We start from the raw sequence: 20,901 nt of genomic DNA, 5'->3' as shown, positions 1-20,901 counted from the left end.
CGAGCCCTATGCCCTCAAAAGATCGGGCCTTCAAAAGATCAGGGCATTCGATGCCATCAGCTTTGCGGAGACCGACATATGGCTGACGACACCAGCATTTTCCTCGGCGCCAGCCGCAAGCCCGATGACAGCTATCAGCGCGCCGAACAGCTGTTGCTGCAATATGGCAACCGCCATGGCCTTATCACCGGCGCCACCGGCACCGGCAAGACCGTGTCCCTGCAGATTCTGGCGGAGGGCTTCTCCAATGCCGGCGTGCCGGTGTTCTGCGCCGACATCAAGGGCGATCTGTCCGGTATCGCCATGATGGGCACGACCCAGGATTTCCTGGTCAAGCGCGCCGCGCAGGTCAAGCTCGAACCCTATGATTTCCAGGAATTCCCGGTCATCTTCTGGGACCTGTTCGGCGAGCAGGGTCATCCGATCCGCGCCACCGTCTCGGAAATGGGGCCGCTGCTTCTGTCGCGGCTGATGAACCTGTCCGAGGCGCAGGAAGGCATCATGAACATCGCCTTCCGCATCGCCGACGAGGACGGCCTGCTGCTGCTCGACATGAAGGATCTGCAGGCGCTGCTGGCCAACATCGCCGAGCGCGCCGACGAGATCAGCTCGCGTTACGGCAATGTCACCAAGCCCTCCGTCGGCGCCATCCAGCGCACCCTGCTGGTGCTGGAACAGCAGGGTGCTGCGCATTTCTTTGGCGAGCCGGCACTGCGCATCGCCGACATCATGCGCACCACCCGCGACGGCCGCGGCGCCATCAGCGTGCTGGCTGCCGACAAACTGATGATGAACCCCAGGCTCTATGCCACCTTCCTGCTCTGGCTGATGTCGGAACTGTTCGAGGAATTGCCCGAGGTCGGCGACCCCGACAGGCCGAAGCTGGTCTTCTTTTTCGACGAGGCGCACCTCCTGTTCGACGAGGCGCCGAAGGTGCTGATCGACCGCGTCGAGCAGGTCGTCCGCCTGATCCGCTCGAAAGGCGTCGGCGTCTATTTTGTCACGCAGAACCCCTTGGATATCCCTGAGAAGGTTCTGGCTCAGCTCGGTAATCGCGTCCAGCACGCGCTGCGCGCCTATACCCCGCGTGAGCAGCAGGCGGTGAAGACGGCCGCCGAAACGTTCAGGCCGAATCCCGACTTCGACTGCGCCACGGCCATCACGCAGCTCGGCACCGGCGAGGCGCTGGTCTCGACGCTGGAAGCCAAGGGCGTGCCGTCCATGGTGCAGCGGACGCTGATCCGGCCGCCGTCGTCCAGGCTTGGCCCGATTACGGCGGACGAGCGCCGCAAGCTGATCGACCAGAGCCCGGTCGCCGGCCAGTACGACCAGACCATCGATCGTGAATCGGCCTTTGAGATGCTGCAGAAGAAGGCCAAAGGAGCGCAGGAGGCTGAAGAGCAGGCACAGCAGGCCGACAGCGGCCGCTCGCGCTGGACCATCCCCGGCTTCGGCAATGACGATTCGCCGCCGCAATCCGGTGGCCGCCGCGCGCCGGCGCCAAGGCCTTCCAACCGCCAGACCGTCACTGAAGCCGCGATCAAAGCGGTGGTGCGTTCAGTCGGCTCGTCCGTCGGCCGCGCCATCGTTCGCGGAATATTGGGGAGCCTCTCACGAGGACGCTGAGAAAGCCGGAGCGGCGAAGGCCCGCCGCTCGCTACTTTCGCCCCATCAGAAAATCGAGTTCGCCGATCAGTTTACCGGGCCGAGCAGGATCGATCCTTCCGGCACGCCGGCATCGATCGGAATGGCTCTGCGGTTTGCCGTCGCCACCATGTCCTGACCGACATTGGCGGTGACGATCACCGGCGTCTTCGAGGGCACGCGGTCGAACAGATCGATGATGTCCTGGTTCATCAAGCGAACACAGCCGGAAGACACCGACTTGCCGATCGAATTCCATTCGGGCGAGCCGTGCAGGCGGTAGAGCGTGTCGGCATCGCCCTGGAATAGATAGAGCGCACGCGCACCGAGCGGGTTCTTCAGCCCGCCGGGCATGCCGCCATTCTTGGCGCTGTACTGCTCCAGCTCGGGCTGCCGGGCAACCATCTCGTCCGGCGGCGTCCATTTCGGCCATTTCTGCTTCCACTGGACAACGGCGTCTCCTGACCATTCGAAGCCGGCGCGACCGAGGCCGACGCCGTAACGGATGGCCTGGCCACCCTCACGCACCAGATAGAGGAAATGGTTGGTCGTATCGACGACGATAGTGCCGGGCCTCTGGCCGGTCGGGTCGGGAACGATCTGGCGCAGGAACTGCGGGTCCATCTTCTTGATCGGGATGGCCGGCAGGTCGAAGCCGCTGTCCGAAATCGGGCCGTACATTGTCGCATAGTCGCCGAGGGGCGGCTCTTCATAAACCGGCGGCGGCGGCTCAACCGGCGGCGCCACCGTGGCGCAGGCGGAAACCGCAACCGAGGCGGCGCCGAGCGCTGCGGCATTGAGAAAGCCGCGGCGGCTCAGACGATACGAATCGATTTTGGTTGTGAACATGGTTGCCTTTATGAAGTCTCAAGTCGAAACAAAGCGTGAATACGCTGATCGGTGCGGCGCTAGCCCTACCAATGCCTGGCGCGATAGGCGGTTCCGATTCTGGCCTGAGGGTGGGCAAACAAAGGCAAAGCTGTGGCGGCTCCGCCACTGTTGCCTAGGGGCAACAGGTGTTCAGCCGCCGGTCAAGAGCCCTTCCAGCGACGGCAGGATCAGTGCCGGCGGAAAATCCCGGTATTCCTCAGGCTGGTTTGAGCGGTTGATCCAGACTGTCCGGAAACCGAATTTGGTGGCGCCGGCAATATCCCAGCGATTGGATGACTGGAACGACACCGCGCTCGGATAGAGGCGCCAGCCCGTCGTCACCATCTCGTAGACAACAGGGTCGGTCTTGAAGCGCCTGACTGCGTCGACCGAGTAGATATCATCCAGAACCTGATCGAGCGCTGCGGATTTGACTGCCGCTTCCAGCATCTCGGGCGAGCCGTTGGACAGGATCGCCAGCCTGGCGCCCGAAGCCTTGAGTGCCTTGAGCACGGCCGGCACTTCCGGGTAGCAGTCCAGCCGCCAATAGGCCTCGAGCAGCTTGGCCCTGAGGCCCTTGTCCGCGGAGGGAACCTTGCGCAAGGCGAAGTCGAGCGCCTGTTCGGTGAGTTGCCAGAAATCGGCATAGGCGCCCATCAACGTCCGCACCCAGGAATACTCCAGCTGCTTGGCGCGCCAGATCTCCGACAGCAGCTGGCCGTCCGGTCCGATCTGGTCGGCGTGACGGCGCACGGCGGCGTGCACGTCGAACAGAGTGCCGTAGGCGTCGAAAACATAGGCTGCATGGTGCATGGCAACAGTCTTGAGGCGAGGCAAGGCAAGGTGCAAGCGCTGATTGTAGCTAAGCTCCGCTGGCCTCAACAAAATCTGGCTCAAGCCGGTTGACGGCGCCCGCCAAAGCATCTTCCAATGACCTGATGAGACAGGATCGGAACGGAACCCAGCAATGACACTGGCGGCAGCGGCGCTCTCAGCGACATGGACCTTCGTCGACGGCGACTGGTATGAAGGCAACGTCGCCATTCTGGGGCCGCGCAGCCATGCCATGTGGCTCGGCACCAGCGTCTTTGACGGCGCCCGCTGGTTCGAAGGTGTGGCGCCCGACCTCGATCTTCACGCCGCGCGGGTGAATTCCTCGGCCATCGCGCTTGGCCTCAAGCCAACCATGAGCCCTGACAAGATCGTCGGGCTGACCTGGGACGGGCTGAAGAAGTTCGACGGCAAGACGGCGGTCTACATCAGGCCGATGTATTGGGCCGAGCATGGCGGCTATATGGGCGTGCCGGCCGACCCGGCCTCGACCCGTTTCTGCCTCTGCCTCTACGAATCGCCGATGATCTCGCCGACCGGCTTTTCGGTCACGGTGTCGCCGTTCCGGCGGCCGACCATCGAAACCATGCCGACCAATGCCAAGGCCGGCTGCCTCTACCCCAACAATGGGCGGGCCATCCTCGAAGCCAAGATGCGCGGCTTCGACAATGCGCTGGTGCTCGACATGCTGGGCAATGTCGCCGAGACCGGAAGCTCCAACATTTTCCTGGTCAAGGACAGCCATGTGCTGACGCCGGCGCCGAACGGCACTTTCCTGTCCGGCATCACCCGCTCCAGGACGATGACGCTGCTTGGCGACTACGGCTTCAAGACCACCGAAAAGACGCTGTCGGTGCGCGATTTCCTCGAAGCGGACGAAATCTTCTCGACCGGAAACCATTCGAAAGTCGTGCCGATCACCCGGATCGAGGATCGCAACCTGCAGCCTGGGCCGGTGGCCAAGAAGGCGCGTGAACTTTATTGGGATTGGGCGCATTCGACTTCCGCTGGCTGACCCGCTAAAAAGGGAACCGGCGCTTCATCCCGGAGTTGTTCCAGATCAATCCAGACCTATGTTAATCCGGTATCGACACCGGATTTTTTCCACGAGGAGTATGACCGATGGCTTTTGAATTGCCCGCCTTGCCTTACGACTACGAGGCCCTGCAGCCTTACATGTCGAAGGAGACGCTGGAGTATCATCACGACAAGCACCACAAGGCCTATGTCGACAACGGCAACAAGCTGGCCGCGGAAGCGGGCCTCGGCGATCTCTCGGTCGAAGATGTGGTGAAGCAGTCATTCGGCAAGAATGCTGGCCTCTTCAACAATGCCGCCCAGCACTACAACCACATCCATTTCTGGAAGTGGATGAAAAAGGGCGGCGGCGGCACCAAGCTTCCGGGCGCGCTGCAGAAGGCTTTCGACAGCGACCTCGGTGGCTACGACAAGTTCAAGGCGGACTTCATTGCCGCCGGCACCACCCAGTTCGGCTCGGGCTGGGCCTGGGTTTCGGTCAAGGACGGCAAGCTGGCGATCTCGAAGACGCCGAACGGCGAGAACCCGCTCGTCCACGGCGCGTCGCCGATCCTGGGCGTCGATGTCTGGGAGCACTCCTATTACATCGACTATCGCAATGCCCGGCCGAAATACCTCGAAGCCTTCGTCGACAGTCTCATCAACTGGGACCATGTCCTCGAACTCTACGAAAAGGCCTGATCGCTCTTCTGAAAAGCCCCGGCACGACCGGGGCTTTTCTTTTGCGTGCCAAAGCGTCTGGCACTGAACAATCGCCGACCGGAATTACCCACGCATAAGGGGAATATTCGCACCATCCGCACCGTTATCGTTCTGTCTCGAAATATCTTCACCATGGAGCCAATTGAATGAGAAAGCTTGTCCTCGCCATCTCTATGCTCGCCCTCGTCGGCTCGGCGGCCTTTGCCGACCCCATCCTGGATCGGCAGCTTCTGATGAAGGAACGTGGCAAGATTGCCGGCGGCTTGTCGAAAGTGGTCAACGGCCAGGAACCCTTTGAGGCAGCGGCGGTGCTGACCGCGTTGCAGGCGCTGCAGGCCAATGCCGAGAAATTGGATATTGACGCTCTTTTCCCGGCTGGCAGCGACGCTGGCGACACCACGGCTGCTCCCAAGATCTGGGAAGATATGGCCGGCTTCAAGACGGTTCATGCCAAGTATCTCGCTGACGTCAAGGCAGCAGTCGCAGCCGCACCTGCGGATGTCGACGCCTTGAAGGCGCAGTTCAACACCATCGGCTCCGATTGCGGCACTTGCCATCAGACTTACAGGATCAAAAAGGGCTGATCGCGGGCAATGCCCTGGCTGAAAAAACTTGTCGGCGCCGCCCTTGTTCTGGGTGGCGTCGGCGCGGTTGGCGGTTGGCTCCTATCGGCGCCGGTCAGGCTGGACGCCGAGACCGTAGCAAAGCTCGGCCCCGGCGATGCCGCCAGGGGCAAGCGCATTTTCAATGCCGGCGGCTGCACATCCTGTCATTCGAAGCCGGGCTCGAAAGGCGATGCCCGTTTTCAACTGGTCGGCGGTCTCGAACTGAAGACGCCGTTCGGCACCTTCGTGCCGCCCAACATTTCGCAGGATGCCAAGGACGGCATCGGTGCCTGGTCGGTCGAAGACCTGGCCAACGCCATGCTGAAGGGCGTGTCACCGACCGGCGAGCATTTTTACCCGGCCTTTCCCTATGCCTCCTATGCGCGCATGAGACCTTCGGACATTGCCGATCTCTACGCCTTCCTGAAGACGCTGCCGGCGGTCGCCGGCAAGGCGCCGGACCATTCCTTGAGTTTTCCCTTCAACATCCGTCGCGGTCTCGGGCTTTGGAAACGCCTCTATCTGAGTGACCAGCCGGTTGTCCCCTTTCCCTATAGCACGCCGGATCCGGTGATGGCCGGCCGCTATCTGGTCGAGGGGCCGGGCCACTGCGGCGAATGCCATACGCCGCGCGCCTTCACCGGCGGCAGCAAGAAAAGCCAGTGGCTGGCCGGCGCCGCGGCTGTCGAAGGCAGTGGTATCGTGTCGAACATCACCTCCGGCGAGGGCGGCATCGGCAACTGGTCTGAAGCCGACATCGCCAACTATCTCGAAACCGGCTTTACGCCTGAGTTCGATTCCGCGAGCGGTGCCATGGTCGATGTACAGAAAAACATGGCCGAGCTGACGCCCGAGGACCGTGCGGCGATCGCAGCCTATCTGAAGGCAATACCGCCGCATCCCAACGGCTATCCGCCGCGTAAAAAGCCGGCGAGCTAGTCTGTATTGAGCAAGATCTTTTCCGAAAACCGGTTCCCACTTTTCGGGATCATGCTCTAGTTTTCCGGCGACAAATGGCGGTCGCCGAGAAAGTCGAAGCCGGTCTCGAAGAAATGATTGTAGTCACAAGTCAGTTCCTCGCCGGGCACGATATCGCGCAAGGCGTATGTTTCCTCAGGTGAGGAGACGTCGCAATTCGGCTCATCGGCATGGTTCATGAAGCGCGCGTCGTCGGCTTCAAAGACGATGTAGTTCGGGTCGCGCCGGTCGGGGTAGGAATAGCGGTCGAGATAACTCTTCACCGATCCGCTTTCGCTCTCATAAGTCTCCACGTCGATGATTCGATCGAATCTCGGGTCCAGCTTCCAGATCAGCGCGCCGCGCGGAATGTGACCCCTCGCAAACACACCGATGCCCTGGATGGACGATTTGTCGAGATAGACGTCAACGAGCAGCATGGCGGACCCTTGCGAGATGGCAACTGGCAGTCGCGGCATTGAAAAAGCCGGGCATTGGGTAGCGCGCGATGGTGGCAATTGCGAGCAGAAAATCGCGCCGCTGACCGCGAAATGAAGCCTCGGAAAAGATCATACGCAAATCAAAAATTTATGACCTTGGAAATCCGTCGAGAAACAGCGGAGCCTTCGGTTCGCGACCCGTCCCGCGGGCCGGCGACGGGGTTACTTTGTGCACGGATGAAAAGGTCAGCGCTGCTGCAGCGCGAGGCGGACACCCAAGGCGCAATAGATGCCGCCGACGACCTTGCCCTGCCATTTCTGCACGGCAGCATTGCGGCGCAGGAAAGTGCCGAGCCCACTCGCGCCCATCGCAAAAACCACCGTGCTGAAAAGGCCGAGCAGTACGAAAATTACGCCCAGTGTCGCGAGCTGGAACATCACCGATCCGTTTTCGGGCCGCACGAACTGCGGAAGGAACGCGAGAAAGAAAAGCGCGGTCTTGGGGTTGAGCATCTCCGTCAGCACGGCTTGGCGGAACGCCTTGCCGGCTGGGATCGCGAGCGCGCCGGCTGCCGGGTCGGTCGGTGTCTTCTCGATAATCGCGCGGATGCCGAGATAAACGAGATAGGCCGCGCCGATATACTTGATGATGCTGAACAGCATCGCCGATGTGGCGACGATCGCCGAGATGCCGACCATCGCCATGAATGTGTGAAACACGTCGCCGGCAGCTATCCCGGCGCCCGTCGCGATGCCGACCCTTGTTCCGGAACTCGTTGCCCTTGCCACTGTCAGCAGTGTGGCGGGGCCTGGAATGAACACAAAGCCGAGCACGACCGCGACATAGGTCATCAACGTGGTCAGATCGATCATCCCAGGAGCCTCCGTGGCTGTCGCCAATCAAAACCATGCCACTGTTCGCAACGCAATGGCTGCTTCAGCCGCTCTATGCCGGCGGGACAGTATCGGCCTTCCCCGTCACCTTGAGCGCGAAGGCATAGGTGAAGGCGATCTCTTCGAGTCTCGAAAACCGGCCCGATGCGCCGGCATGCCCTGAGTCCATGTTGATCTTGAACAGCACCGGATTGTCGCCACTCTTGCGCTCGCGCAGCCGCGCCACCCATTTCGCGGGCTCCCAGTAGGTAACGCGCGGATCGGTGAGGCCGGCCTGCGCCAGGATCGGCGGGTAATCGAGTGCTGCGACATTGTCATAGGGCGAGTACGCGGCGATCGTCCGGTAGTCCTCTTCCGAGGCGATCGGATTGCCCCATTCGGGCCATTCCGGCGGCGTCAGCGGCAAGGTGGCGTCCAGCATGGTGGTCAACACGTCGACGAAGGGAACCTCGGCAACGATGCCGCCAAAACACTCCGGCGCCATGTTGGCGACCGCGCCCATCAGCATGCCGCCGGCCGAGCCGCCTTGCGCCACGATGCGGTCATGGGTGGTGTAGCGCTCGGCGACGAGATGACGAGCGACCGCGATGAAATCGGTGAACGTGTTCATCTTCTGCGCCCGTTTGCCGTCGTCGTACCAGCCATAGCCCTTGTCCTTGCCGCCACGCACATGGGCAATCGCATAGACAAAGCCGCGGTCGACCAGCGACAGGCAGTTGGTGTTGAACGCGGCCGGCACGGTGATGCCGTAGGAACCATAGCCATAGAGCAGGCAAGGCGCCGATCCGTCGAGCGGCGTCTGCCGGTGATGGATAAGCGAGATCGGCACCAGTTCGCCGTCAGTGGCGGGCGCCATCAGCCGGCGCGTCACATAGTGGGTCGCATCGTGACCGCTAGGGACTTCCTGGGTTTTCAGCAGCACGCGTTCGCGGCTGCGCATGTTGTAGTCGAAGACCTGCGCCGGCGTCGTCATCGACGAATAGGAAAAGCGCATGATCTCGGTGTCGTATTCGTAGGACCCCGACAGGCCGAGCGAAAAGGCTTCCTCGTCGAGCGAGATGAGGTGCTCTTCGCCGCTCTTGCGGTCGTGCACGACGATGCGCGGCAGGCCTTCCTTGCGCTCGAGCCTGACCATGTGATCCCTGAAACCGATCACCGAGAGGATCAGCCGGCCCGGCTCGTGCGGCACCAGTTCCTGCCAGTTGGCGCGCACCGGGTCGCTGGCCGGCGCCGTCATGATCTTGAAGTCCTTGGCGCCGTCGGCATTGGTGAGGATGAAGAAGATGTCGCCGCCTTCCTCAAGGTCGTATTGCAGGCCGGTCTCGCGCGCTGCGACCAGCTTGGGTTCGGCGAACGGCTCGCTGGCGCGCATCAGCCGATACTCCGATGTTTCGTGATCGTTGATGCCGATCATGATCCATTCGTTCGAACGCGTGCCGCCGACACTCATGAAGAAGCCCGGATCGGTTTCCTCGTAGATCAGCCGATCGTTTTCAGGCTGGTCGCCAAGGCCATGGAACAGCACCTTGGACGGACGATGATTGGGATCAAGGCGTGTGTAGAAAAACCCGTCATTGCCGTCACTCCAGACGCCACCGCCACCGGTGTCCGTGATGATGTCGGCCAACTCTTCGCCGCTGGCGAGGTCGCGCACCCTGAGCGTGAAGAATTCGGAGCCCTTGTCGTCGAATGCCCACAACAGCCTGCCGTGATCGGTCGAATGGTCGACCTCGCCGAGGCGGAAATAGGGTTTGCCTTCGGCCTCGGCGTCGCCGTCAAGCAGGATCTGCTCGTCGCCGCCGTCGCGCGGCATGCGGAAATAGCGCGGCTGCTCGCCGCCAAGTTTGAAGGAGGAGCCGTAGGCGTATGGTCCATCCTTCATCGGCACCGTGGAGTCATCCTCCTTGATGCGCCCCTTCATCTCGGTGAAAAGCTGCTTCTGCAGCGGAACGGTGTCGGCCATCAGAGTCGCCTGGTAGGCGTTCTCGGCTTCGAGCTGGCCACGGATCTGGCCATCGAGCAGGGAAGGATCCCTGAACATCTCTTGCCAGTTGTCGGCCCTCAGCCAGGCGTAGTCGTCGCTGCGGGTGACGCCGTGATGCGTGTCGAAGACCGGCCGCTTCTCCGGCTGTGGCGGGCTGGCGGTCGGGAATGCTGGAGATTTGGTCATTGTGTCTCGCTGTGGCAGAAATCTTGAATGGCGAATGAACACGCCGATCAGCGCGGGTTCAAGAGCCGGGCTCTACTGGCATTGTCGGGCTCCAGGCAGAGGGGCGGGAGGAGGAAATGATGAAGTTCTATGTTGGCACCGCTGCGGCTTTGGCCGTCGCTTCGACAGTTTTGGCCTTCACTGGCCAGTCTCATGCAACTGCGTTCGCAGCTTGGCAAGTGACCGGCGTGCCGTTTGGCGATACGCTCAACGTGCGCAAATACCCGTCGGGCACATCCCAGAAGCAGGCCGCCTATCCCAACGGGACGGTTCTGCAGATGACCGGCAAGTGCACCGGCGGAACAAACCTGCTCGATATCGCCAGTCAGCCGCATTGGAAGCAGGAGCAGACAATCCGCTATCGCTGGTGCGAAGTCTGGCACGATCCGGCGCAGAACGGCAATTTCACGACCGGCTGGGTGTATGGAAAGTACATCACCCCTTACTGATGAGGCTCGCCTTGGTGGCCCCGGCATATCCGCTCATGAACATTCAGTAATGTTTTTCAACCTGTGATTTCATTAGAGCCTGATAGCCGGGTAGCCCGTGGCGCGGCCAAGCATAGCCGAAGCATTCAACCCATTTTACCTCGCGTCACCGATGTAAAGGTGGATGTGACGCAGCGTCAGCCGCTGCTGGTCTGACCAGAAAAATATCGCAAAGTTACACAGTGCACCGAAGGTTGAAGCTGAACGCGGAATGTTTGACTAATATCGTTGAATATAGCGCAACAAGCGAATTGACTTACTTGGTTGACTGGCTCATTAAGATGCCCCGACGCGAATCGTGGAGGTTCTTCCTGCCTGAAATTCGCGCGATGCCCGCTTCTAGAAAAGGGGCGCAGACAGAAACAACCTCGTTGGGGTCTTGAAACACTATGGATATCGCCGAAACGCCTGCCCGAAATAGCGATGCGCTGATCGAACTGACCGCCGATGTGGTGGCCGCCTATGTCAGCAACAATCCCGTGCCCGTCGGCGAACTGCCGAACCTTATCGCCGATGTCCATGCCGCTCTCGGGCGCGTGGGTGGGGCCGCCGAAGCGCCTCCTGCCGACAAGCAGAAGCCTGCGGTAAACCCGAAGCGCTCTGTTCATGACGACTACATCGTCTGTCTTGAAGACGGCAAGAAGTTCAAGTCGCTCAAGCGTCACTTGATGACCCACTATGGTCTGACGCCCGACGAATACCGTGAAAAATGGAACCTGGACGCAAGCTATCCCATGGTTGCGCCCAACTATGCAGCTGCACGCTCGCAGCTTGCCAAGAAGATGGGTCTTGGCCGCAAGCGCAAGGGGCGCTGATACCGGCTTCGTTTCCTCGAGGTTTCGACCATCGACGGCGCCTGTGGGCGCCGTTTTTGCTTTCTTTGGCGGACCATCATCCAGCTGATGCCCGGTTCTCCATGCCGACGGGCAATCGCGCGCCGATCATCCTTTGCGTCAGGGTCTGATCAGGCGGTCTGTTTCAGCGCCGCTTCGGCGTCGCGCTTGATGCGCTTGACCATCGAGCGCAGGCCATTGGCGCGCTGCGGTGAAAGGTGTTCGTCAAGGCCGAGTCCCTTCAGCGTGGCTTCCGCGTCGGTTTTCAGGATCTCGCTGGCCGGTTGTTCCGAAAACAGCGCCAGCATGATGGCGACCAGCCCGCGAACGATATGGGCGTCCGAATCGCCGGTGAAGGTGATGACCGGGTCGGCACCTGCTCCCTGTTCGGTGGTCAGCCAGACCTGGCTGACGCAGCCGGGCACCTTGTTGGCCGGATTGCGTTCCGCGTCGGGAAATGGCGGCAGGGCCTCGCCCAGTTCGATCACATAGCGATAGCGGTCTTCCCACTCGTCGAGCAGGGAAAAATCGTCGCGGATCGTCTGGATCGTCGTCGTCATCACGCCGGATATAGTCATCCAGCGTCGCCGCGTCACGGAAAAAGAAGAAAGCACCGCAGGCGCCGAGAGGTCTGTCGGGCCTGCGGTGTAGCCATAGACACGGCTGAAAGCTGTCTCAGTTTTTCGCCGGAATGTTGACTGTTGCGGGCAGGACGATCTGCTCGGTCACGCTGCCGGTGGAAACAGATGTGTCGGGTTCGGCGGCTGTCTTCTCGTCCAGCATGGCGGCCGCGATCTTGGCGGTCTCCTTGGCCCGGGCGGTGATTGTGTGCATCGCCGACTTGCCGGTCTCGCAGACATCGGGCTTGCGTTCGCAGATGCCGGCGATGTCGCCGACAGCTTCACGAGCCGCAAACAGAGCCTGGAGCGGGCCGACACTCTCGCGGCCTGCCTCGTCGGGACCGACGGTCAGCGGCAGCGCCAGAAGCACCAGCGAAAACCAGAAAGCCATTCTTATCAGAAAGCCCATATGTCTGCCCTCTCGTCGGTAACCGGATCATGCATCCATGCGGCACGACCTCTTTTATGGACACGATACTGACACAGACGCGCAAAGGACGGCTTGCGGAGACAGCGAGAATTTTCCGCAAATTTTAGGCAAATTCGAAACGTTACGTTTTGCATTCGATTTGCCTCAAAGACCGCCGGTTTTCTTTCAACAATCAGTAACCATCTATCTATCTGTTTTCTATATGTATTTCTGAAAATGGCGAAGCGCGAGCGCTGGCCGTTGCCAGCATCAGGGCGCTCCGCGCGGATAACGCTCCGTTTACTATGGCGGCATTTGCCTGGGATTTCATCGCACCGCGCCACAATATTTGCCGCAGGGCGGGCGTTGGTCGGTTCAGCCTTATCCATTCCTTAAACGCTGGATGCGAGTTTCAAATCAACAAAAGCCACCTGCGAAGCAGGGCAGTTCACGACCGGGTGCGAGTGCGTTGCATTGAGTTCGATTGCGGCCAAATACGTTGGATTGCCTGGCGCGCTGGCTGCCAGCTGTGAACGTATGGTTCATCCAACCATCATCGGGCAGGATGACCGCCTGCGCCAACAGCGCTTCATCGGCGTCATGCTGGCCGCGCCGTTCTTCACCGCCGGTGCCGCAGTCACATTGGTCACTTCGGGCATGGGCGCGGCCGTCACGGTCGCAACGATCTTTGCCGCTTTCGGTTTTTGCTGGTTCGCCGCCTTGCTGGTGGCGGCCTCGGGCAAGATGGCGCTCGCCAGCCAGGTTGCGCTTGGCCTGGGCGGTCTTGCGCTTGCCGCCGTCATTGCAGCCGCGGGCGGCTTGGCCTCGCCGGTCGCCCTGCTTGCCGTGGCGCTGCCATTCGAAGCTTGGTGGATCGGCGCCTCGCGGCGCGCCGTGCTTTGGGGAGGCGTCTGCGCGCTGCTCGCTGCGCTGCTGCAACCCTTTGCCGGCTCTGTCCTGCCGTTCGGTCCCGCGGAAATCAGTGCGTGGCACTGGTTGCTGCCGCTGGCCTGGGCGCTGACGCTGGTCTCCCGGCTTGCCGCCTTCGGCGATGCCGTACAGGCGCAGCCCGCGCTGGCTGCAAGCGACCGGCTCGAGGACACGATCGACGCCGTCGTTCTGCGCATCACCAGGCAAGGCGAGGTTGTCGACGTGTCGGCAAAGGCACGCACGATCCTGAAGCTGCCGCCGGAGCTGCTGTTCGGCACCGGCCTGTTCGATCGTATCCATCTGTCCGACCGCGTCGCCTATCTCAGCGCGCTCGCCGATATGCGCGATGGCGCGCCTTCGCGCCGGCTCGATCTTCGCGTCCGGCTACCGCAGAACGGCGACGGGCCGACGGCCGACAATTACCGGCCATTTTTTCTCGAACTGGTGCGGGGCGAACTGCAGCAGGACATCTTCACGCTGGTGCTGCGCGAGGATGGCGAAATTGCCCGGCTGCGCGAGGATCTCGCCGTTGCCAATGAGGCGGCCGCGTCGGCCGAGGTGGCGAAGGGACGGTTCCTGGCAATCGTCAGCCATGAGCTGCGCACGCCGCTCAACGCTATCATCGGTTTTTCCGACATGCTGCTGCATGAGATGTTCGGCGGCTTCAAGGATCCGCGCCAGAAGGAATATGTCGGCCTGGTCCGGGATTCCGGCCAGCATCTGCTTGCCGTCGTCACTTCGATCCTCGACGTGTCCAGGATCGAAGCCGGCGCCTACGCGACTGAGCCGGAGCCGTTCCGCTTCATTGATGCCGTCGAAATGTGCCAGTCGATGATGCAGCTGCAGGCCGAGGCAAAGCACATCGATCTGCAGGCGCAGATTGCGCCGGACGCCGGCGAGATCAACGCCGACCGCCGCGCCGTGCAGCAGATCCTCATCAACCTCGTCTCCAATGCGATCAAGTTCACCCCCGATGGCGGCGATGTCGTCGTCGGCGCCAAGCGCATCGGCTCGCGGCTGCATTTCTGGGTCAGGGACACCGGCATCGGCATCGCCGAAGAAGACTTTGCCAATCTCGGCAAGCCGTTCATGCAGATCCAGAACGACTATACGCGCCGCTTCGAGGGGACCGGGCTCGGCCTGTCGCTGGTCAAGGGGCTGGTGGCGCTGCACGAGGGCACGATGTCGATCGAGAGCATGCCGGGCGAGGGCACCACGGTAGCGATCAGCTTTCCGGTGAACGGACCGAAAGATCGCTCGGCCGACAAGACCGGCGTGTTGCCGATGCCCAAAGCCAGGACGAAGGGGGAAGCGAAAGGGGACAGGAATGGCTCGCTCCGCAAAACAGCTTAAGGCAGTCAAGCGCCGCAGCAACGCCTTCGAGGACGGGGCGATGGCTGTCGGCAGCCTGATCTCGCAGAACCCGGTCCTGGTTGGCGGCTCCACCGCATTCCTGGTGACGCTGTTCTATGTCTCAGCCAATGCGCTTTGGTACCAGCCTTTTCCGCATGCCGGCGCGTTCTTCGCCACCAGGAGCATCGAGAGCTTTTCGCGGGCGGGCAGCGACGAACCCGAAACCACCATCAACATCGTGCGGCCAGGCGCAGTCAAAAGCGACCCGGTCGTCGAACAGGTCCAGGGCATATTGAAGGACCTCGATTTCTATTCCGGCACTGTCGACGGCATTTCCGGCCCCAACACGCGCAAGGCCATCCAGGCCTATCAGCAGAAGGTGGGGCTGCCGGCGTCCGGTGAGATCGACGCCGTTCTGCTCGACCAGCTCGGCGCCAAGCAGACGACAGCGGGCATCCCGCATCCGATCCCGCGCCCAGTGGATATCGCCGCTGCTCCTGCCGCCGTGCCAGCGACTGCACCGGTTGCCATCCCGGTCTCGGCGTCCGCATCTGCTGAGGCGCCTGACGCCCGCATCGTCAAGATTCAGGCCGGGCTGAAGGCTTTCGGCAATGACGACATGCAGCTCGATGGCGTCGTCGGCGCCCGCACCAAGGCAGCGATCAAGGAATTCCAGTCGCTGTTCGGCCTGCCGCAGACCGGCGAGCCCGACGAAGTCGTCTACGTCAAGATGCGCGAGATCGGCCTGACCAACTGACGGTCGAAACGAGGCTCGCGGACCGGCGAAAATCCCGCTAAGACCCGTCGCATGTCGTCCGGAGCCCTGCCATGCGCGTGACCACCGATCTATGGGTGTCGGCTTTGCTGCGCCGGGTTTTCGGCGCCGGCGGTTTTGCCGCTGTCGTTAAGCGCGGCGCCACCGAGGCTGGCGCCGTCTTTGTGCTGGCGCGTGGCAGGCTTGGTGAAATTACCCTGTTCGGCCCGGCGCCGCAGACGAGCTACGATTCGGGCAAGCCCGACGACCGGTTTTTCAGCCTGCTCGGCACGGGTGATGACGCCGCTCTATTCGATGCCAGGCTGGAACGGGAAAAGAAATTCGATCCCGACATCTGGGTGGTCGAGATCGAGGCTGGCGCGGTTCCGGTGGAGGAGCTTCTCTCCGTCAAGACGCCTTGAGGCTGCCGGCAACGTCGCCGCTGTTGGACGCCTTGCGTGCGTCGGCGTTCGCGGCTGTGTGAACCGCCCTCGACAGCGTCTCGGCCTTCCAGTTGCGGACCTTGTCCAGTGCCGCCTCGTGATGCAGCAGATGGTAGCGGTCGAGGAAGGTGCGAATGGCCTGCGGGTGCGGAAACGCATTGGGATAGACGGCAACCGTGATCAGGAATGCCCTGTCTTCGCTGAGGTCGAGCGCCCGCAAGGCGGCAAGCAGTGAGGCATAGGTAGAGCTTTCCGTCAGCGATCGCGCCGTCGAAAAGTCGATTTCGAGCGCGTCGGCAAGCGCGGTCTGGAAGAAGGCCGCATTGCCGGTCAGCGCCGTCTCGCGCAGCCTGGCATAGGTGCTGGGGCCGACGAACGCATTGGCGGCAGCCCCTTCACTCACGGCATCAGTGCGCATCATCGAGCGCAGCCGCTGCCGGGCGTTTTCGGCGGCAGCGCCTGAAGTCTCCTGCCGGAAGGGCTCGACAGGCGCAGCTTCGGCGCTTTCGGCCTCCGGCTTCACGACCGCTTCCGGCGGCCGCACCCGCACCAGTGTCGGCTTTTCAAGCACCTTGATCAGCTGGACGATGGTCGGGTTGAGATCCTTGCGACGCGCAATGGCGCGCGCATGCGGCAGGCCGTGACGTCCGATCAGCGCGATGAGGTCGATGTCGCCGAGCGCGCGCGAGCGGATCAGCAAAGGGGCGGCAATGTCGACCGGTTCCTCGCAAAGCCGCCGCACCAATGCGGCCGGCGCATATTCGCATTCGGAAAGGGCGGCGGCGACGTAGCGGCGCGATTCGACCGACACATTGTCGAACAGCGGCAGCGTCAGATCCTCGAGTTGGGCGATTTCGCGGCGCGACGGACGGGTCAGGCAGCAGAACGCCGAGACCACCGCGCGGAACAGCCTTTCGGCCTTTCCCGATTCAGCCCGTATAGCGATTTGCCTGAAATCCGAAGCTGACACGAAGGATACGCCTGACACTCGACACAATCTGGACCACGCTCGACCGGGACTGTGTCGGTTTCGCGTTTGCCTAGAACAAAGATCAAGTTAGCGCTGATCCGTTAGCGCTCCGTTAACCCTCTGCCTGCCTTAATCACATTTGGAGGCGTTGCGTTGTGCTCCGGGGCAACCGAGAGGAATACGCGAACCATGGGCATGGTCCTGTCTTTCGTGCCGCGAACGGCGGCAACCAACAGAGCAAGTCAATCCACCGGCACGCCGGCGGCAGTCATCATTTTCCCCGGCGTTCGCTACGAACAGCCGCCGCTGACAGGCGAGGCAAGGCCTGGCGGCGTCGGTCCGGACAAGCCGGGCTCGCCGGGGGCGATGCCGGGTTCGCCGGGGACGATGCCGGTACCGCATCACTGAGCCGGCTTCGGGGTAGGCCTAGAAATCCTGCAGCTCGCAGGAGCTCTGCTCGAGAAACCGCGATACGACAGGCTTCCAGCTGTCGTCGGGCACGAACGAGCGGATAACGAATATGCCTTCGTCGATCGGGGCTTCGACGAAGATCGCGCCCTGCAGATCCTCGGGCAGTTCCTTGCGCACCTCGATCATCTGCGCCGGCGTCAGCACGACGGTATCGAGCACGCCGCCAGTCGCGGTATGGTCGTTGAAGGAATAGAAATTGTGACCATTGCGGTCATAGACGGACACCGACCAGAACGGCACGTTGCCCGGCGCCTTGACCCGCACCATCCCCTCGGCGAGATCGAAGCGGCAGGCCACCGCGTAGAATAGCGGATCGACGGACTTGACCACTGGCGCGCCGCCGGCCTCGGCATCGAGCCTGGTCATCTTGTAGAGGTCCGAGGCCATGGCCAGTCGCGACCAGGCGTCGCGTTCGGAAAACTCCGGCACCAACAGCAGCACCACAATATGGACAATGCCGGCGCCGACCAGGCCGAGCAGGATGGCATGCAGCAGCCTACGCATTGCAGTCGACCTTCACGATCTTCGGCAGCGTCACATCGGAAAGCCCGGTGCTTGAGGCGATCGGCGTGTCGTAGAAGGTGAGCACGAAATACATCCGGCCAAAACCATCGGTCAGCAGCCAGTTGCCCGGGGTGGGGCGGTTGCCGACGGAAATGATCACCGAATTGTCGGGCTGGCGCAGCACCTGGTAGGATTGCAGCGCCGCCAGCCTCGGCTTACCGGTCTCGACCACGCCAAGCGACTGGTCGGCGGCATAGAGGGTCCAGAAGCGGGCGGTGGGAAATCCGCCTTCGATCCTGTAGGCGCATTCCCGCTTCAACTGGTCGCCGCCGGCATCGCGCTCGGCGATGAAGGACAGCCCTTCGGCCTGTCCGAGCGCCAGCACGCCCTCGCGCGCCACGCGCGCCTTGGAATAGGGGTCCGCGCCTTGCGTGCCGATGTCGGGGAAGGCGGTCCACTGGCCGATCCTGATGGCGCCGACACCGTCCTGCACCTTCAGCGCATACCAGACGCTGCCGCCGCCACCACCGATGGCTATGGCAAGCGCGACGAGCGTCAGGAAGGCGTTCTTGAGCATGAAAGGCCGGGGACAAGCAGGATTGCCGTTCGGGGATATCGCGGCGCGGGGGCATGTGGCAAGCGGGCGGAGCGGAATTGCCTGGTCACAGCGCCGACAGGGTCTCCGGTGCCGCGGGGGGCTGGAGCACCGGCGCCGACTGGAACAGTCTGGTCATGTCGCGCAGCGTCTGCGTGGTGCGGCTGGACAGCACTGCCGGCCGCTCAGCGGCGGCGTCGGCTGCTGCCTGATCGACATTTTTCTTCTCCGCTTCCTCGGCCTTGGCCGCAATCTCGGCGTCGACGAAGGGGTGTTCGAGGCCGGGGATCGGCTTGATGTCGATGTTCTGGTGGGCGTAGACCATCAGCCGCTGCCAGACCATTGCCGGCAGCGAGCCGCCGGTCATCTTGTTGGTCGGCGTGAAGTCGTCATTGCCGAGCCAGACGGCGGCCGTGTAGTTGCCGGTGAAGCCGACAAACCAGGCATCGCGGTAGGACTGCGTGGTGCCGGTCTTGCCGGCGACGACGATGTTGGGAAGCTGGGCGCGCCGGGCCGTGCCGATCACCGGCACCGCCGCCAGCATGGTGTTCATGTAGATGAGCGCCTGTTCCGACAGCACGCGGTGCGGCGGCGGCGCATCCTTGGCGAAATCGTAGACCACCTCGCCGGTTCGGGTGACCAGCTGGGTGATGCCATGGCGCGAGCCGACAAAGCCGTCCTGCGCGAACACGCTGTAGCCGGTCGCCTGGTCCATCACCGTCATGCCCGACGTGCCGAGCACCATGGTCTTGTGCGATTCCAGCGGTGATTCGACGCCGAACGATTCGGCCATCGCCTTGATCGGACCGATGCCGAGATGGTCCTTGGCCAGCCGCACCGGCACGGTGTTGATCGATTTGGCGATCGCCGTGAGCAGCGTCACGTTGCCGGCCGATCCGCCACTGTAGTTTTTGGGAGACCAGCCGCCCCACGTGATCGGCCCGCCGGAGACAACGGAGTCCGGGGTGAAGCCGTGTTCCATCGCCGTGGCATAGACATACGGTTTGAACGAGGAGCCGGTCTGGCGCAGCGCCTTGGTGGCGCGGTTGAACTGGCTGGCGCCGTAGTCGCGGCCGCCGACGATGGCCCTCACCGCGCCATTGGTCTCGATGACGACCACCGCGCCCTCGGTGACGTTGTACTCCTTGCCGAACTGGCGCAGGTGGAATTCCATCGATTCCTCGGCCGCCTTCTGAATGTTGGCGTCGAAGGTGGTGTGAGCGACCAGCGAGTGCTGGCCGGTCTTGGCGGCGATCTTCTTGACCTCGTCGAAGGCCCAGTCGAGGTAATAGTCCGGGCTCTTCTGCTCGCCGCGGTCGACGATTTCGGCCGGATGCAGCCGCGCCTGCAGCACCTGGCCTTCGGTCATGAAGCCGGAATCGACGAGGTTCGACAGCACCACATTGGCGCGGGCGCGAGCCGCCGGCAGGTTGATGTGCGGCGCGTATTTGGTCGGCGCCTTGAACAGCCCGGCCAGCATCGCCGCCTCGGCGAGGTTGAGGTCCTTGACGCTCTTGCCGAAATAAAAATCGGCCGCCGCCTCGATGCCGAAAGTGCCGCCGCCCATATAGGCGCGGTCGAGATAGAGCTGCAGGATTTCCTTCTTCGACAGATTGGCTTCAAGCCACAGCGACAGGAAGGCTTCCTTGATCTTGCGCTGCAAGGTCCGCTCATTCGACAGGAACAGGTTCTTGGCCAACTGCTGGGTAATGCTGGAGCCGCCCTGGACGACGGAGTTGGCTCGCACATTCTCGAAGATAGCGCGCGACAGGCCGAGCACGTCGATGCCGTAATGCTCGAAGAAGCGCCGGTCCTCGGTCGCCAGCACCGCCTTGATGACATGGTCGGGCATCTCGTCGACAGGCACCGAATCGCGCTGGATGATGCCGCGCTGGCCGATCTCGTTGCCGTAGCGGTCGAGGAAGGTGACGGCGAAGTCGCCCTGCGTGCGCCAGTCGCCGGTGGTGATCTGGAAGGCCGGCATGGCCAGCGCCAAAAGGACGACGATGCCACCGGCGCCCATTGTAAAACCTTCGCTCAACACTTCGATGATGGCGCGGCGCCAGCCGGTCACGCGGAAGCGCCGGAAAAAGATGGTGGCTGTTTCCCAGAACTGACTGGCCTTGAAGCCGATCTCGTAGAGCGAGGAATCGAGCCACGCATCCACCGCCAGCAGTGCTGCGGCGATTGGGCCTCTTCTCTTGCGCGGTTCCAAAGGACTGGTCATTCCAGAATTCCGCCCCACGCCGCTACCTGAGAGCCGCATGCGGGCTATTTCAGGGCGGCGCACCAGGCAAGACTATTCGTCCATTTTAGCACCGCTCACAAGGGCGGCGAAGCC

22 protein-coding genes are annotated in these 20,901 nt (G+C 62.4%); 11 read left to right on the top strand and 11 right to left on the bottom strand.

The window, feature by feature from the left end; all coding sequences use genetic code 11:
* Positions 1-78 precede the first annotated feature (78 nt).
* Complete coding sequence (locus AC1DXU_RS10665) at positions 79-1,626, top strand: helicase HerA-like C-terminal domain-containing protein (RefSeq protein ID WP_477367891.1); 1,548 nt, start codon at positions 79-81, stop codon at positions 1,624-1,626.
* 66 nt (positions 1,627-1,692) lie between these two features.
* On the opposite strand, the gene AC1DXU_RS10660 is transcribed toward AC1DXU_RS10665, so the two are convergent.
* On the bottom strand, positions 1,693-2,493 hold the full coding sequence (locus AC1DXU_RS10660) for a L,D-transpeptidase (RefSeq protein WP_477367889.1): 801 nt from the start codon (positions 2,491-2,493) through the stop codon (positions 1,693-1,695).
* A gap of 171 nt (positions 2,494-2,664) precedes the next feature.
* A complete protein-coding gene (locus AC1DXU_RS10655; protein ID WP_477367886.1) occupies positions 2,665-3,327 on the bottom strand; it encodes a haloacid dehalogenase type II in 663 nt (220 codons plus the stop codon).
* A gap of 154 nt (positions 3,328-3,481) precedes the next feature.
* Between AC1DXU_RS10655 and AC1DXU_RS10650 the strand changes: the two genes are divergently transcribed.
* The 4 genes from AC1DXU_RS10650 (at position 3,482) to AC1DXU_RS10635 (ending at position 6,629) form a co-directional block, all read left to right on the top strand.
* Positions 3,482-4,360 (top strand): branched-chain amino acid aminotransferase, encoded by an 879-nt coding sequence (locus tag AC1DXU_RS10650; protein WP_477367883.1) that lies wholly within the window; start codon positions 3,482-3,484, stop codon positions 4,358-4,360.
* A 107-nt stretch (positions 4,361-4,467) separates the two neighbouring features.
* Positions 4,468-5,064 carry a superoxide dismutase gene (locus AC1DXU_RS10645; protein ID WP_477316196.1) on the top strand — a complete coding sequence of 199 codons (597 nt, stop codon included), beginning with the start codon at positions 4,468-4,470 and terminating at the stop codon, positions 5,062-5,064.
* Positions 5,065-5,231: 167 nt separating this feature from the next.
* The gene (locus AC1DXU_RS10640) at positions 5,232-5,669 is read left to right on the top strand and encodes a c-type cytochrome (protein WP_477316198.1); all 438 of its coding nucleotides are present in this window, start codon (positions 5,232-5,234) and stop codon (positions 5,667-5,669) included.
* 9 nt (positions 5,670-5,678) lie between these two features.
* Positions 5,679-6,629, top strand: a complete 951-nt coding sequence (locus tag AC1DXU_RS10635) for a cytochrome c (protein ID WP_477367880.1) — start codon at positions 5,679-5,681, stop codon at positions 6,627-6,629.
* Between the two features lie 56 nt (positions 6,630-6,685).
* Here AC1DXU_RS10635 and AC1DXU_RS10630 read toward each other — a convergent pair whose 3' ends face one another.
* The 3 genes from AC1DXU_RS10630 to AC1DXU_RS10620 all read right to left on the bottom strand — a co-directional run bounded on the left by AC1DXU_RS10630 (position 6,686) and on the right by AC1DXU_RS10620 (position 10,151).
* The gene (locus tag AC1DXU_RS10630; RefSeq protein ID WP_477368932.1) at positions 6,686-7,087 is read right to left on the bottom strand and encodes an SET domain-containing protein; all 402 of its coding nucleotides are present in this window, start codon (positions 7,085-7,087) and stop codon (positions 6,686-6,688) included.
* Between the two features lie 246 nt (positions 7,088-7,333).
* On the bottom strand, positions 7,334-7,960 hold the full coding sequence (locus tag AC1DXU_RS10625) for a LysE family translocator (protein WP_477367878.1): 627 nt from the start codon (positions 7,958-7,960) through the stop codon (positions 7,334-7,336).
* Positions 7,961-8,033: 73 nt separating this feature from the next.
* Positions 8,034-10,151 (bottom strand): S9 family peptidase, encoded by a 2,118-nt coding sequence (locus AC1DXU_RS10620; protein ID WP_477367875.1) that lies wholly within the window; start codon positions 10,149-10,151, stop codon positions 8,034-8,036.
* A 116-nt stretch (positions 10,152-10,267) separates the two neighbouring features.
* On the opposite strand from AC1DXU_RS10620, the gene AC1DXU_RS10615 reads away from it, so the two are divergent.
* Positions 10,268-10,639, top strand: coding sequence for an SH3 domain-containing protein (locus tag AC1DXU_RS10615; RefSeq protein ID WP_477367872.1), 372 nt, complete (start codon positions 10,268-10,270; stop codon positions 10,637-10,639).
* A gap of 428 nt (positions 10,640-11,067) precedes the next feature.
* Positions 11,068-11,493 (top strand): Ros/MucR family transcriptional regulator, encoded by a 426-nt coding sequence (locus AC1DXU_RS10610; RefSeq protein ID WP_477316210.1) that lies wholly within the window; start codon positions 11,068-11,070, stop codon positions 11,491-11,493.
* Positions 11,494-11,642: 149 nt separating this feature from the next.
* Here AC1DXU_RS10610 and AC1DXU_RS10605 read toward each other — a convergent pair whose 3' ends face one another.
* Together AC1DXU_RS10605 and AC1DXU_RS10600 are read right to left on the bottom strand one after the other, a co-directional pair.
* Positions 11,643-12,071, bottom strand: a complete 429-nt coding sequence (locus AC1DXU_RS10605; protein ID WP_477316478.1) for a SufE family protein — start codon at positions 12,069-12,071, stop codon at positions 11,643-11,645.
* 115 nt (positions 12,072-12,186) lie between these two features.
* Positions 12,187-12,540: a DUF5330 domain-containing protein gene (locus AC1DXU_RS10600; RefSeq protein ID WP_477316212.1), complete on the bottom strand. Its 354-nt coding sequence runs from the start codon at positions 12,538-12,540 to the stop codon at positions 12,187-12,189.
* A 537-nt stretch (positions 12,541-13,077) separates the two neighbouring features.
* Here AC1DXU_RS10600 and AC1DXU_RS10595 point away from each other — a divergent pair.
* The 3 genes from AC1DXU_RS10595 to AC1DXU_RS10585 all read left to right on the top strand — a co-directional run bounded on the left by AC1DXU_RS10595 (position 13,078) and on the right by AC1DXU_RS10585 (position 15,999).
* Positions 13,078-14,823, top strand: coding sequence for a PAS domain-containing sensor histidine kinase (locus AC1DXU_RS10595; protein ID WP_477367869.1), 1,746 nt, complete (start codon positions 13,078-13,080; stop codon positions 14,821-14,823).
* A complete protein-coding gene (locus AC1DXU_RS10590; RefSeq protein WP_477367867.1) occupies positions 14,798-15,580 on the top strand; it encodes a peptidoglycan-binding domain-containing protein in 783 nt (260 codons plus the stop codon). The genes AC1DXU_RS10595 and AC1DXU_RS10590 overlap by 26 nt, the downstream gene beginning before the upstream one ends.
* A 71-nt stretch (positions 15,581-15,651) precedes the next feature.
* Entirely contained in the window at positions 15,652-15,999 is a 348-nt protein-coding gene (locus AC1DXU_RS10585) for a DUF1491 family protein (protein WP_477367864.1), read from the top strand.
* Here the strand turns inward: AC1DXU_RS10585 and AC1DXU_RS10580 are convergent.
* The gene (locus AC1DXU_RS10580) at positions 15,986-16,990 is read right to left on the bottom strand and encodes a hypothetical protein (RefSeq protein ID WP_477367861.1); all 1,005 of its coding nucleotides are present in this window, start codon (positions 16,988-16,990) and stop codon (positions 15,986-15,988) included. The genes AC1DXU_RS10585 and AC1DXU_RS10580 overlap by 14 nt on opposite strands.
* Before the next feature lie 189 nt (positions 16,991-17,179).
* Here AC1DXU_RS10580 and AC1DXU_RS10575 point away from each other — a divergent pair, with 189 nt between their 5' ends.
* Positions 17,180-17,398 carry a hypothetical protein gene (locus tag AC1DXU_RS10575; RefSeq protein WP_477367858.1) on the top strand — a complete coding sequence of 73 codons (219 nt, stop codon included), beginning with the start codon at positions 17,180-17,182 and terminating at the stop codon, positions 17,396-17,398.
* 18 nt (positions 17,399-17,416) lie between these two features.
* Here AC1DXU_RS10575 and AC1DXU_RS10570 read toward each other — a convergent pair whose 3' ends face one another.
* The 3 genes from AC1DXU_RS10570 to AC1DXU_RS10560 all read right to left on the bottom strand — a co-directional run bounded on the left by AC1DXU_RS10570 (position 17,417) and on the right by AC1DXU_RS10560 (position 20,787).
* A complete protein-coding gene (locus AC1DXU_RS10570) occupies positions 17,417-17,965 on the bottom strand; it encodes a DUF1254 domain-containing protein (protein ID WP_477367855.1) in 549 nt (182 codons plus the stop codon).
* Positions 17,958-18,542: a DUF1214 domain-containing protein gene (locus tag AC1DXU_RS10565; RefSeq protein WP_477367852.1), complete on the bottom strand. Its 585-nt coding sequence runs from the start codon at positions 18,540-18,542 to the stop codon at positions 17,958-17,960. The genes AC1DXU_RS10570 and AC1DXU_RS10565 overlap by 8 nt, the downstream gene beginning before the upstream one ends.
* A gap of 85 nt (positions 18,543-18,627) precedes the next feature.
* Positions 18,628-20,787: a transglycosylase domain-containing protein gene (locus AC1DXU_RS10560; RefSeq protein ID WP_477367849.1), complete on the bottom strand. Its 2,160-nt coding sequence runs from the start codon at positions 20,785-20,787 to the stop codon at positions 18,628-18,630.
* Between the last annotated feature and the right edge of the window lie 114 nt (positions 20,788-20,901).

This window comes from Mesorhizobium sp. P3_A10 (genome assembly GCF_056403175.1).
Note: the sequence above shows the minus strand (reverse complement) of the source record. Positions and strands in the feature narration are given on the sequence as shown.